Origin of the sequence: Pseudoalteromonas sp. 2CM32C, from assembly GCF_023161925.1 — a bacterium.
GTDB classification, from domain to species: domain Bacteria; phylum Pseudomonadota; class Gammaproteobacteria; order Enterobacterales; family Alteromonadaceae; genus Pseudoalteromonas; species Pseudoalteromonas marina.
In genome coordinates this window covers 834570-848264 of record NZ_JALNTI010000001.1, presented here as the reverse complement: position 1 = coordinate 848264, position 13695 = coordinate 834570, and the positions used below count along the sequence as shown (strand labels likewise).

The window sequence follows — 13695 nt, the reverse complement described above, 5'->3', positions numbered from 1 at the left end:
TGGAAGTGGTGTGAGCCATTAAGCTAACTTGTACTAATTACCCGTGAGGCTTAACCATACAACGCCAAACGCGTTTTATGTGACAGTTAAGACAGAAGTTAATGACTAAAGTAGACATTACTGACAGAAAGACTTAAAAAATATTATCAGATATTTTCCAAATTCAGTTAGTACGTAGGAATACGGATTAACGCCCAAATTTGCTTGGTGACAATAGCGTTTTGGACCCACCTGATTCCATGCCGAACTCAGTAGTGAAACGAAACAGCGCCGATGATAGTGTAGCATTTGCTATGTGAAAGTAGGACATTACCAGGCTTCAAATAAGAGAAACCCGTTACAGCAATGTGACGGGTTTTTTGCTGTCTGGGGTTTAGTAAAAGCCAAGACCCCATGCCGAACTTAGTAGTGAGACAAAACAGCGCGAAGGCGAGCGCCGCACAAGGCAAACAGGCACAACGTAGCATCCCATTTAATAAGTGACTTTTTACCGCTGTGGGCACCATGACATTCTACTGCGAAGCCACCGACTTCAAATACGAGAAAGCTGCTTCAGAAATGAAGCGGCTTTTTTACTGTCTGGGGTTTAGTAAACTCACTATCCCTATACTTGAACAACTATTTTTCATGGCTACCTGATAAACAATATAATTAGATATACAGTATTACTCTAGTTAACCTCATTTTGCCCAGTTTTTTTAATACACGGAGGGAATAACCTAGATGGTATTCAGAAATACAGCCCCTGTTTTAGATAGCATAATTTAGATTTCAGCAAGTTCCTTATATCTCTCATCGACTCTTAATAGTTATTGATCTAAGCTAATTAAAAAATAATCTTGCGTACTATATTTCGAGAGTATGTTTAATATAAAAATAACAAAGGCTTTAATATGGATAATTATCCTCAGGGTATTTTTTGTTGGTCAGAACTTTGCACACATAATTGGAAAGAAGGTAAAGCCTTTTATACCTCTCTATTTGATTGGGGTCATGATGATCAGCCAATTGGCGATGGTATTTTTTACACTATGCTCCAGAAAGAGGGTGACGACATTGCCGCTATGTACGAAATGCCAAAAGAGCAGATTCAGGAGGGTGTTCCAAGCAGTTGGTTAACTTACATTGCTGTAGATGATGTAGATCATTGTGCAATTAAAGCGAAAGAGCTTGGGGCTAAAATAATTGCGGGTCCGCACAATGTTATGGATGCAGGCCGTATGTTGATGTTTACTGATCCGGGGGGAGCAACAGTTGCATTATGGCAAGGAAAAGATCATAAAGGATGTAAACGTTTATCAGAGCTATCAACGCCTTATTGGCATGAGTTAGCGACGCGAAATAGCAAAGTAAGTAATGAGTTTTACTGTGCTTTACTAGGTTGGAAGAGCGAAATAAAACCTATGGACAACATGGAATATACTTTATTTATGGTAGACGGTAAGCCGATTGCTGGAATGCTGGAAATGAGTAGCGAATGGCCTGATGATGTCCCACCTCATTGGATGATTTACTTTGCAGTTGACGACTGTGATTCTGCCCTTAATAAGGCGAAAAAGCTGGGAGCCCAAGTATGTGTACCTTCTACTACAGTACCAGACGTTGGCCGATTTGGTGTTCTTTGTGATCCTCAAGGTGCTGTTTTTTCGGTGATCCAAACGAAAGATTAAAGCGTTTACAACATGCTGATAAGTGCATGAGAGAGTTGTCTTGCACTTAGCTACTTTGGTTATTGGCATTAACGTTTAATTTTTTGTTATTTTGTTATAATGCCAGTTATATAAATTATGCATGTTGAGTAGACAATGGAATTTGAACAAGATAGCAATTTAACGCTCCCGTTATTTTTATTAAACGAGTCCTTAAGTGAAAGGGATGTAGAGCAGCCTGATTTTGAAATATCAGTAGCGCTCGATGATGAGTTACTTGCTCAAATTTGCCAAAATCCCTCAGAGGACAGCAGCATAGCTATTACAATAACAAGTTATGAGCTATTAATAGCCGATCCTTCTTACAAATACATGTTAGAACAATCACACCATGCGCAGATAACTTTAAATCATGGACCTGTATTGAGTGTTGTACTAAATACTGAGAATCAAGGTGTATTTATATCTCCGCAGATGGATATGATGCCGACCTTTGATTTAGGTGATGAAGGCGAATGAATAAACTCATAGGCATCGTTACATTAGTTATTTTAAGTGGTTGTGCATACTTAGGTAATGCTCACTACAATGAGCTATTTGGCACTGAGCAGACCCAGCAGCGTATCGTATCTCATACTACTGGCGAAGGGGCTAGTTTTTTACAGAATGTAAAACCGGTGCTCGATACTCGGTGTGTTGTGTGCCACGGTTGTTACGATGCACCTTGTCAGTTAAAGCTATCATCCCCTGAAGGAATAGATAGAGGGGTAAGCAAAGACCTTGTCTACGACGGAACTCGTTTACTTGCTACAAAGCCGAGTAGATTGTTATTTGATGCTACAACCACAGAGCAATGGCGAGAAAAGAACTTTACTCCTGTTTTAAATGAGCGAGTACAAACTGAGGAAGCTAACTTAGCTGGTAGCGTCTTGTTTAATAGTTTAGTACTGAAACAAAGCCATGAATTGCCTGCAAATGAAATATTAAATAATGAATTTGATTTTTCGCTGAGCCGCTCTCAAACCTGTGCCACTATGGGAGAATTTGATCAATTAGCGGGTGAGCAACCTCATGCTGGTATGCCTTATGGATTACCGGGCGTATCCCGTGATGAATTTAATCATTTGCAGAAGTGGCTCAAAGCAGGCGGTAAAATGGCGCATATTGACCCGCCAACAGAGTTTGAACTTGAGCAGGTTAAGCGTTGGGAAGCATTTTTAAACCAAGATGATTTGAAGTATCAGTTATCGGCTCGCTATATATACGAGCATTGGTTTTTAGCTCATGTATATTTTGACCAAAAGACCCCAGATAACTTTTTTAAGCTCGTCCGTTCGAGCACACCTCCAGGCGAAAAAATAAAATTAATAAGCACACGTCGACCTTATGACGACCCTAAAGTTAACCGTGTTTACTACCGATTTTTGCATGATCGCAGCACTGTTTTATCTAAAACTCACTTACCTCTTAAGCTAAATGATGAAAAGTTGACGCGCTTGTACCAACAGTTTATTGCACCAGAGTATACGGTTAAAAGTATGCCTAGCTATAAGGCAGAGTCTGCATCTAATCCGTTTAAAACGTTTGAAGTGATCCCAATTGATTCTAAATATCAGTTTATGCTTGATGAAGCTGAGTTGATTATTATGGGCTTTATTAAAGGGCCTGTCTGTCGTGGTCAGATAGCGTTAAATGTGATTAACGACCACTTTTGGGTTGCTTTTGCTGATCCAAAAAAAGTGGCCACCCCAGCGGTTGGACAAATGATAATGCAGCATGAAGACGCACTTGAATTACCAGCTGCAGAAGAAAGTAATGCGTTCCCTATTGCTAATTGGGTTAAATACTCAGCTCTGGAGCAAAAGTATTTGAAAGCAAAGGTCAATTTAGCAAATGAGATGTTTAAAGGCGGTGAGCATTTAACAACAGATTTATTGTGGAAAGGAGATGGTCATAATAAAAATGCAGCACTGACTATTTTTCGTCATTTTGACAGTGCCACTGTGGTGAAGGGTTTCATTGGCCAAGAGCCAAAAACAACTTGGATTTTAGATTATGCCTTATTCGAGCGTATACATTATTTACTGGTTGCTGGTTTTGATGTTTACGGCAATATTGGGCACCAGTTAGTTACGCGTTTATATATGGACTTTTTACGCCTAGAAGGAGAACAAAACTTCTTAGCATTATTACCAGAAAACAAACGAGATAAAATCAAAGGCCAGTGGTATCGCAAATCACCACCAAGTCTTGCTGAGTTTTTTAAAAATAACCGTGAATTTAGTCAGCCAAGCGGAATAACTTATAAAACAAATACCCCTCAAAAAGAATTGTATGCACTAATGAAAGAGGCGCTAAGTCCAGTGCTAAGTGAGCACTACGATTATAAGCAAGTACCTAAATCGTTAAGTGCCATTAATGCTATGCCGGCAAAAGCAGTAAATTTATTACCGCAGTTATCGTTTGTATTAGTAAAGCAAGATGACGATAGCCATAATGCTTACACAATTATTCATCACAATGCGCATTACAATATTTCGAGCTTGTTAAATGAAGACGGCCAACGAGCTTTTGAAGAAGACACTGCAACAATCGTCCCTGGTTTTATAGGTGACTACCCAGCCTCTATTTGGTATTTAAATAATGAACAACAGGTCGAGGCTTTTGCTGAACAGTTACCTATGATGCAAGTAGAAGCTGATTACACAGCCTTAAAAACTAAATTTGGAATTAGACGTTCTCATCCACAGTTTTGGCAATACAGCGATATTTTACACGCTACAGCAAAAAAATACCGTGGTGTTGAATATGGCTTATTCGATTACAACCGTTTAGAAAATAGGTAGTAAATCCACTTATATAGCCCAGCTTTGAGTTGGGCTTTTTATATTTATAGATTAAACATAGATCTTGATTTAATTGGACTACACTTAAATCAAAAAGTTAGGTTAACTATGTTTGAAATTGTTGCAAATATTCGCCTACGAAATCGGTGGGCATTAATCGCTATTGCGGTATTAATTAGTGTTTCTGTATCACTAATGCAGTACTTTTTTTCAGTACAAAAAAATGATGCAAACATCATTAACATTGCAGGTAAACAGCGAATGCTGTCGCAAAAAATTGCATGGCATGGTGATAAGTTATTAACCTCGCAAGTACCTGGTACTGATCATCAGCAGTCTTTAGATGCATCGCTCAGCCTATTTAAAGAAAACCATCAATATTTATTGTTAAAAAACGATAATGGTCAATATAAATACCTCAGCCCTGAGCTTATAAAGTTATATATACAATCACCTATTGAGCTAGATTTGCGCGTGCAAAAATTTATCCAACAGGTAGAAGGGTTGCTGTATAAACAGGAAAAAATAAACCCCAATGTGTTTTCTGTTAAGCGCATGGAAGAGTTACTAAAGTATTTAGATCAAGCTGTTGGCTTATTTGAAAAAGAGTCCGTTAAAAAAGTGGCGTGGGTGTCTTCAGCCGAGCTATTTTTTTGGTTGCTAACTATGTTATTGCTTATTGGTGTATTACGTTTTGTGTTCATACCGATGGAAAAGCAGATCACTAAGGCGTTATCAAAGTATCAACAGCAAAAAGATTTTGCGCAGCAAGTGAGTAAAAATAAAGAACACTTTATAGCTCGAGCAAGTCATGAGTTTAGAACGCCCCTACAAGGTTTTGTTACCTCGATTGATTCGTTAGAGGTCAGTAATAGCCAAAAATCGATTAAAACACAGGCCTCTTATTGTGCATCAAGAATAATAGCAATGCTTGACGAACTTCAAGATTTACAGGCGCTTAGTTTGGGCCGTTGGGCATTAAAACCGTCAAATGAAAACTTACTTCAGTCATTCAATAAAGTGCTTTTAGGGTATGAATTTGGTTACAACCAAAAAGGCATTGCCTTAGTTAGAGCACTTGATTCGACACTTGACCAAGCTATAAAACTAGATCATCAACGCTTTCAGCAAGTGTTAGCTGAGTTAGTTGGCAACGCATTAAAGTTTACAGAGGAGGGGGCTGTTACTGTTAAGGCTTGTGTTAGCAATAAGCAATTAACAGTAACAATAACGGATACAGGTTCAGGGTTAACCAAGCCAGTTAGCAGGTCAACCTTTGATTCATCTAATCAAAATAATCACTTTCAAGGGTTAAGAACAGGCCTTGCAAGGGTGCAGTACATTGTTGATGCTTTTGACGGAAATATTGTGTTTGAAAATACATCGCCAAATGGGGTGTGCGTTACGCTGAAAATGCCCGTTGTGATTGATGAAAGTGCACCTTCGTTAAGTGCACTGTTACCTAAAAATATGCATTGTTTAGTTGTTGAAGATAACCCGTTAAACATGCACATTTTAACCCGTATTCTTTCACAGCTTAACTACAGCTATGAATGTGCAAAAAACGGAAAGGTCGCATGCGAGATGGCAACTAAAAACGAATACCAAGTCATTTTTATGGATTTAAATATGCCAATAATGGATGGCTTTGAGGCTATTAAAAAAATACGCATTTTTGACGCTAATACACCTATTATTGTGGTTACCGCTAATACATCAGAAAGTGATATTGCAATTACCACTCAATTAGGTGCAAATGGGCATGTTTTTAAACCTATCAGCACGCAAGCGTTAGCTGAAGTGTTAATAGGTAGCTTAAACCCTAAATAATAAATTGATTATATAGCGTTATTTTCAGCGTTAATTTAGTAAAAATTATTTGCAATAGGTAATCTAAAACGCTCAATTGGTCTTTTTCAAAGAGAGGTTCTATTTGAGAAAATTGCATGTATTTTTTCTGTAAGTGGGATACCAATTCGCCATCATACTTAATCATCTTTTGTGGCTAAACGTGTCGCTTTCTGCGCTATAAAACGCCTATTTAGAAAAATTGAACAACGAAAATTCAACTTGTTATCAACAGTATTTTTTAAATCAAAATCGGTTTCTTAATTAGTATTTGTTGAACTTAGCGCATTGATTTACGCTTTTTAATAGAGCTTAAACTAATAATATTAGCAACCCTTAGGGCAATTAATATCACCCTAGGTATAACAATGAGGTTAGAGTCGAGTAACACTGAAACCTTTATCTTTTAACTGCTTTATTAAACCATGTTGCTCTGGTAAGTGCAGCGCGCCTACTGCAATAAATAGCTTTTCGTTATTTAAGCGAGGAACAAGTTGTTCTACCCATTTGTTATTACGGTTTATTAGCATGACTTGCTCGCTTATTTCACCGTAATTACTATCGTCAAAGCTCATATTGTAGTACTCGGTAAGGGTATCCATATCGCCATTTTTCCACGCGTTTACTAGCTTAATAAAGTATGTATTAATATCGCTAAGCTGCTCGAAGGTTTCTTCAATCATTTCGTTACTTAATAGCGCCATACCATCAAACATTTGTAACTGCTGCTCTAGGGTTTCTAGTTCACCAATTTTTATGTTGTGCTCTTTAGCGTAAGCAAGTACTTGCTTGTCTATGCCTGTTTGATCAGAAAAGCCTGCATTTTGAAACTCAATTTGCATCATAGTCACCATTACAGCCCAAGGTTTGAAGTTGCTAAACATAGCAATATCAATCGATTTTTTTGCAAAGTAATTTTTAAGCTTATTGTAGTTTTGTTTTGATAGTTCTGTTTGTAATGTTTTACCATTTTTTAGCATCATTAATGGCATTGAGCGCTGTTGCATTTGAAATGGAGTCAGTTTGCTAATATCCACTTCTACAATAACGTGTTCGCTCTCATCAATCGCTTTGGTAACGTTTGCTGGTAAGCCTTTCATGCTGGCGTCACCTACGTGTACGGTGCCAAATAAATAAGATGTTGTGCCGTTTTTTTCTATTTTATATAAAGCCGGTGCCGCAAAGCTATTAAAGCTAAGTACTGTAAATAGCACCATAATAAAAAAATGACTAATACGAGGTATCGCTTTCATGGTTTGTCCTTCAAATCCTGTTGTTGAGTTACACAAATACTAACCTAAATTTGCCTATACAGCAGTGCTAAATTTAGTATTTATCAATCGTCTTTTGTGAGGATATTGGTACTAATATGTGCGCTCAGTGGAGTATTTGTTCTATTTACGTTTTTTGATTTAGTACAGTCGCAAACCGTGATTATTAAAACTATTCGGAAGGTCTAAACACTATCTGTATAAAAAATTAATTTAATTTTTACTAAAACTCAAAAATTAATCAAACCATAAATGGGGAATATAAGAATAGTGAATTTCTATACTTTAAATTAAAACATAAAAATTCCTTTATGGTTGTGTTTAGTGAATTTTAAAACCACTTAATTTGGTTTTTCGTGCTTTTTTTGAATTGAGTTTGGTGTTGACTTAAGCCGCTCAGCGCGGTACTAATACATAACAGAGCGAAAGATGAACTTTCGCAACAGATTATTTAAATTTGGTGTCAATTACATGCTTACAACTGCACTTAAACTAGTCCTGATTATTATCGTGGTGATTATTCCCGCGAGGGCTTTGTAGTGCTATAAACTTGAGCATTAAAAAGCCCTCCGCACTTAACAGTTCGGAGGGCTTTTTAGTTTTAAGGGTAAAAATTAATTAGGTTGTCACTGAAGAATGAGGATTTATTAATGACAGGCGCAGAACTCACAATCGACTTATTAGCCAAACACGGCGTAAAAGAGGTATTTGGCTACCCTGGTGGAGCCATTATGCCAATTTACGATGCGCTGTATGGTGCGCCAGTCAAGCATTACCTCACTCGCCACGAGCAAGGTGCTGGTTTTGCTGCTGTAGGTTATGCCCGCAGCACAGGTAAATTAGGTGTATGTTTAGCAACATCAGGCCCTGGGGCTACTAACTTAATAACAGCACTTGCAGATGCAATGATGGACTCAGTGCCATTATTAGCAATTACAGGCCAAGTACCGACTGCTGCTATTGGCTCAGATGCATTTCAAGAAGTGGATGTACTAGGTATGTCGCTTTCATGTACTAAACACAGTTACATGGTAGAGCGTCCAGAAGATTTAGCCGAAATACTACAAGAGGCCATGCACTTAGCCCAAAGTGGTCGCCCAGGTCCTGTGCTTGTTGATATTCCAAAAGATATTCAAATGGCGCAAGTGCCGTTTAAACCTTGGTTAGCCGCTGATGAGTACTTACCGCAACTTGATTTAAACCAAGTAGCCATTGCCAATCAGTTATTAAGCGAAGCAAAGCAACCTGTGGCGTATGTAGGTGGCGGTGTACAAGCCGCTGATGCGCAAAATGAGTTAATGCAGTTTTTAAATAAAACACAGATGCCAGCAGTATCAACACTTAAGGCATTAGGCAGCGTATTACCAGATTACGAACATTACTTAGGCATGCTAGGCATGCACGGTACACAAGCGGCTAATATAGCAGTGCAAGAGTGCGATGTATTAGTGTGTATAGGCGCTCGCTTTGATGACCGCGTAACAGGTAACTTAGCTAAATTTGCCGCTAAAGCAAAAGTAATTCATTTAGACATAGATGCGGCCGAAGTAGGTAAACGTAAACCAGCTAAAGCCTCATTAATTGCTGATTTAAAAACCTCATTACCGGCACTTGAGTGCTTTGTAACCTCTAAAGCATGGTGCGATATAAATAAGCAGTTAAGCGTAAAACATGCGTGGCGCTACGACTACCCAGGCGAAAAAGTATTTGCCCCGTATTTATTGAACCAATTAAGCCAACGTATGCCAAAAACAGGCGTAGTGTGCTGTGATGTGGGTCAGCATCAAATGTGGGTAGCGCAACACATGAAGTTTAGCCACCCGAGCAACCATTTAAGTAGTGGTGGCGCAGGCACTATGGGCTTTGGTTTACCAGCGGCTATTGGCGCACAAGTAGCACGCCCAGACGATTTTGTAATAACGGTGTCGGGTGATGGCTCAATCATGATGAACATTCAAGAGCTTGCGACTATTCGCCGTAACAATTTACCAGTAAAAATACTAATATTAGATAACCAACGCTTAGGTATGGTTCGCCAATGGCAGGAGCTATTTTTTGAAGGACGTTACTCTGAAACAAACCTTTCAGATAACCCTGATTTTGTTCAGTTAGCCGCTGTATTTGGTATTCCTGGGCAAACAATTACCCATGCCAATCAAGTTGATGATGCAATAACAGCATTAGTTAACAGCAAAGGGCCGTACATAGTACATGCCTGCATAGACGATAAAGAAAACGTATGGCCACTTGTACCACCAGGGGCTGCAAATGACGAAATGATTACGGAGAAAGCACAATGAAACACAGCCTAACTATTGCATTAAAGAGCCAAAGTATAGCGGTCGAGCGTTTTTTACGTGTAGTGCGTCACCGTGGTTTTGATCTTACGCATTTTCAGCTCAATATGGATGATGGCCACTACAATGTTGCAATGACAGTAGACAGCGATAAACCAATCCATCTTTTAACAAGCCAGTTAAATAAGCTGGTGGACGTTAAAGAAATCACTTTACAAAATTTACAGCAACAAGCTGTGTAATTGCTAACAACACAAATTTACGAGTAATTGAATAACTGTTACTCACCAATTTTAGAATGAGGAATGCCCGCTTACACAGCGGCAAAACAGAGGTAACTATGGCTAAATTAAGAAGTGCAACAACAACTGAAGGACGTAAACGCGCAGGCGCACGTGCATTATGGCGCGCAACAGGCATGACCGACACCGACTTTGGTAAACCAATTATTGCTGTAGTTAACTCGTTTACACAATTTGTACCAGGGCACGTACACCTTAATCAGCTAAGTGAGCTAATGGCTGAAACAATCACGCAAGCGGGTGGTGTACCAAAAGAATTTAATACTATTGCAATTGATGACGGTATCGCAATGGGCCACGGTGGTATGCTTTACTCACTCCCTTCGCGCGATCTCATTGCAGACTCTGTTGAGTACATGGTTAACGGCCACTGCGCCGATGCGATGATCTGTATTTCTAACTGTGACAAAATTACCCCAGGGATGATGCTTGCAGCGCTACGCTTAAACATACCGGTTATTTTTGTATCGGGCGGACCAATGGAAGCGGGTAAAACGAAACTTGCTAACATTGATATCAAATTAGATTTAGTCGATGCCATGGTAAAAGGCGCTGATGAAACAGTAAGTGATGCAGATTCAGAGCAAGTAGAGCGCTCTGCGTGTCCTACTTGTGGGTCGTGTTCAGGTATGTTTACTGCAAACTCAATGAACTGTTTATTAGAAGCTATTGGCCTTGCACTACCGGGTAACGGTACAACGCTTGCAACCCATAAAGATCGTAAGCAACTGTATGTAGAAGCGGGTGCTCGCATTGTTGATTTATGCCGTGAGTACTACCAAAAAGATAACCAAGACGTATTGCCACGCGCTATTGCTAACAAAACAGCCTTTATGAACTCTATGGTTGTTGATATTGCCATGGGTGGTTCATCTAACACCGTACTGCATTTACTAGCAGCCGCACAAGAAGCTGGCGTAGATTTTGACATGTCGCACATTGACGAGCTATCTCGTAAAACCCCATTTTTATGTAAAGTAGCTCCAGCAACAGCACAGTACCATATTGAAGATGTTCACCGCGCTGGTGGCATGATGGCAATTGTGCGTGAGCTAGGCAAAGCCGGTTTAGTTGATTTATCGGTAAACCACGTTGCAGGTATGACTATGGGTGAGCTTGTTAAAAAATGGGATGCGACGGATCCTAAAAACGAAGCGGCACAAAAGTTTTACCGCGCGGGACCAGCTGGCATTCGTACTACAAAAGCAATGAGCCAAGAGTGTCGTTGGGATGAAGGCGATAACGACCGCGAACATGGTTGTATTCGAAGTGTTGAACACGCATTTAGACAAGATGGTGGCTTAGCTGTACTTTCAGGAAACTTAGCGGTTGATGGCTGTATTGTTAAAAGCGCAGGCGTAGTTGACGAAATGCTGCATTTTGAAGGCACTGCAGTGGTATACGAATCGCAAGATGATTCAGTAGAAGGCATTTTAAACGACGAAGTAAAAGCTGGTGATGTTGTGGTTATTCGTTACGAAGGCCCTAAAGGCGGTCCTGGTATGCAAGAAATGCTTTACCCAACGAGCTACTTAAAATCAAAAGGTTTAGCTGAAAAGTGTGCGCTGATCACAGATGGACGCTTTTCGGGCGGCACGTCTGGTTTATCTATTGGCCACGTATCGCCAGAGGCTGCAAGCGGTGGTGCTATTGCGTACGTTGAAAATGGCGACAAAATTATTATTGATATTGCAACGCGTGAGATCACGCTTGCACTAAGCGAGGAAGAGCTTGAAGCGCGTAAGCAAAAGCAATTAGCGCGTGGCAAACAGGCGTATAAGCCCCTTGACCGTGAGCGTTATGTTTCGTCGGCATTAAAAGCCTATGCACTACTTGCAACGAGTGCAGATAAGGGCGCAGTGCGTGACTTAGAGAAACTGGAGGAGCTGAGCTAATTATGGTTTCTCAAGAGCTCGATTATTTTCGTGCAATTATTCAAGCAAATATGGAGCCCTTGGCTAAAGTCACTGAGGTCAGTGAAATGCCTGACCTTAGCGCTAAACTTGGCAACCATGTATGGCTTAAACGTGAAGATCAACAGCCCGTGTATTCGTTTAAATTACGCGGCGCATACAATAAATTAAATAAGTTGCCAAAAGGGTCTGTTGTAATTACTGCATCGGCTGGTAACCATGCTCAGGGTGTTGCATTAAGCGCTTCGCATTTAGGGCATAAGGCAACGATTGTAATGCCTGTTACAACGCCAGAAATAAAGGTTAACGCCGTACGTGCTTTAGGCGGTGAGGTTGTATTGCATGGACATCAGTTTGATGTAGCTAAAGCGCACGCGCTTGAGCTCACAGAGCAGCGTAATGGCATTTTTGTCCCACCATTTGACGATCCTGACGTTATTGTTGGGCAAGGTACTGTAGCGCGAGAACTCATGCAACAGCTCAATGAGCTTGATGCGGTATTTATTCCCGTTGGAGGCGGTGGCTTACTGGCAGGCATGGCTGTTTATATAAAGTCACTTCGTCCTGATATCAAAGTCATTGGCGTAGAAGCCGATGAGAGCGCCTGTTTACAAGCTGCACTTGAAGCGGGTGAACCGGTAGAGCTTGACCGAGTAGGCAGTTTTGCCGATGGTGTAGCGGTTAAAATTATTGGCAAAGAAACATTTCGCTTGGCACAAAAGTTTTGCGATGAAGTAATCACTGTAACTAGCGATGAAATTTGCGCCGCCATGCAAGATATTTTTGTGTCTACTCGTGCAATTGCAGAGCCTTCTGGCGCTCTTGCAACGGCAGGACTTAAAAAGTGGAGCCAACAATCGGGCTTAAAAGGGTTGCATTTAGCAGCGGTTCTTTCGGGTGCTAATTTAAACTTTGATCGCTTACGTTATGTCGCTGAACGCACTGCGCTAGGTGAAAAAAACGAAGCGTTATTAGCCGTTACCATCAAAGAAGAAAAAGGCAGTTTTAAACAGTTTTGTGCATCTTTAGGTGGCCGTGCTATTACTGAGTTTAACTACCGTTATGCAGGGCCTGGTGAAGCGCAAATATTTGTAGGTATTGCTCTGCGCCAAGGAGAGCAGGAGCTTAATGAGCTCAAGCTTGATCTAACTAAAAATGATTACGCATTTTGCGACTTATCAGATAATGAACTTGCTAAATTGCACGTACGTTATATGGTTGGCGGTAAAGCACCCGAAAAACTGCATGAACGTTTGTTACGTTTTGAGTTTCCAGAATACCCCGGCGCACTAGCGCGCTTTTTAGATACGCTAGGCAACGATTGGAATATCACATTATTTCATTATCGGAGTCAAGGCGGCTCAATGGGCTATGTATTAGCCGGTTTTGCCATTGAACCTGAGCAATTTGAGACTTTTAACGAGCATCTAAATGACTTAGGCTATAGCGTGCAAGATGAAACGCATAATCCGTGTTTTACACAGTTTTTAACGACGCAACCTCTTTCAGAGAAAACCGCAAAGCTCGCTTCAGTTTAACAGCCATTAAAGAGCAAGTACCTTACAAGGG

The 13695-nt window shown here is 40.3% G+C and carries 9 protein-coding genes and 1 rRNA gene; 9 read left to right on the top strand and 1 reads right to left on the bottom strand.

From position 1 onward, the window contains the following. Positions 1 to 203: 203 nt before the first annotated feature. From rrf to MTF67_RS03870, 5 genes are all read left to right on the top strand, one after another. Positions 204 to 318: ribosomal RNA gene (gene rrf / locus MTF67_RS03890) — 5S ribosomal RNA — on the top strand. Positions 319 to 893: 575 nt separating this feature from the next. Next, positions 894 to 1670: a VOC family protein gene (locus MTF67_RS03885; RefSeq protein ID WP_248518730.1), complete on the top strand. Its 777-nt coding sequence runs from the start codon at positions 894 to 896 to the stop codon at positions 1668 to 1670. A 135-nt stretch (positions 1671 to 1805) separates the two neighbouring features. Continuing rightward, the gene (locus tag MTF67_RS03880; RefSeq protein ID WP_248518729.1) at positions 1806 to 2168 is read left to right on the top strand and encodes a hypothetical protein; all 363 of its coding nucleotides are present in this window, start codon (positions 1806 to 1808) and stop codon (positions 2166 to 2168) included. After that, on the top strand, positions 2165 to 4495 hold the full coding sequence (locus tag MTF67_RS03875; protein ID WP_248518728.1) for a fatty acid cis/trans isomerase: 2331 nt from the start codon (positions 2165 to 2167) through the stop codon (positions 4493 to 4495). The genes MTF67_RS03880 and MTF67_RS03875 overlap by 4 nt, the downstream gene beginning before the upstream one ends. Positions 4496 to 4603: 108 nt before the next feature. Next, complete coding sequence (locus MTF67_RS03870) at positions 4604 to 6325, top strand: response regulator (protein WP_248518727.1); 1722 nt, start codon at positions 4604 to 4606, stop codon at positions 6323 to 6325. A gap of 392 nt (positions 6326 to 6717) precedes the next feature. Here the strand turns inward: MTF67_RS03870 and MTF67_RS03865 are convergent, their stop codons facing one another. Continuing rightward, a complete protein-coding gene (locus MTF67_RS03865; RefSeq protein ID WP_248518726.1) occupies positions 6718 to 7596 on the bottom strand; it encodes a TraB/GumN family protein in 879 nt (292 codons plus the stop codon). Between the two features lie 668 nt (positions 7597 to 8264). Between MTF67_RS03865 and ilvG the strand changes: the two genes are divergently transcribed. The 4 genes from ilvG (at position 8265) to ilvA (ending at position 13664) form a co-directional block, all read left to right on the top strand. Then, positions 8265 to 9914 carry an acetolactate synthase 2 catalytic subunit gene (gene ilvG, locus MTF67_RS03860; protein WP_248518725.1) on the top strand — a complete coding sequence of 550 codons (1650 nt, stop codon included), beginning with the start codon at positions 8265 to 8267 and terminating at the stop codon, positions 9912 to 9914. Further along, positions 9911 to 10153, top strand: coding sequence for an acetolactate synthase 2 small subunit (ilvM, locus tag MTF67_RS03855; protein WP_006793049.1), 243 nt, complete (start codon positions 9911 to 9913; stop codon positions 10151 to 10153). Before ilvG ends, ilvM begins: the two co-directional genes overlap by 4 nt. 98 nt (positions 10154 to 10251) lie before the next feature. Then, positions 10252 to 12108, top strand: coding sequence for a dihydroxy-acid dehydratase (ilvD, locus tag MTF67_RS03850; RefSeq protein ID WP_008133264.1), 1857 nt, complete (start codon positions 10252 to 10254; stop codon positions 12106 to 12108). Positions 12109 to 12110: 2 nt separating this feature from the next. Beyond that, positions 12111 to 13664 (top strand): threonine ammonia-lyase, biosynthetic, encoded by a 1554-nt coding sequence (gene ilvA / locus MTF67_RS03845; protein WP_248518724.1) that lies wholly within the window; start codon positions 12111 to 12113, stop codon positions 13662 to 13664. The last annotated feature ends 31 nt before the right edge of the window (positions 13665 to 13695 follow it).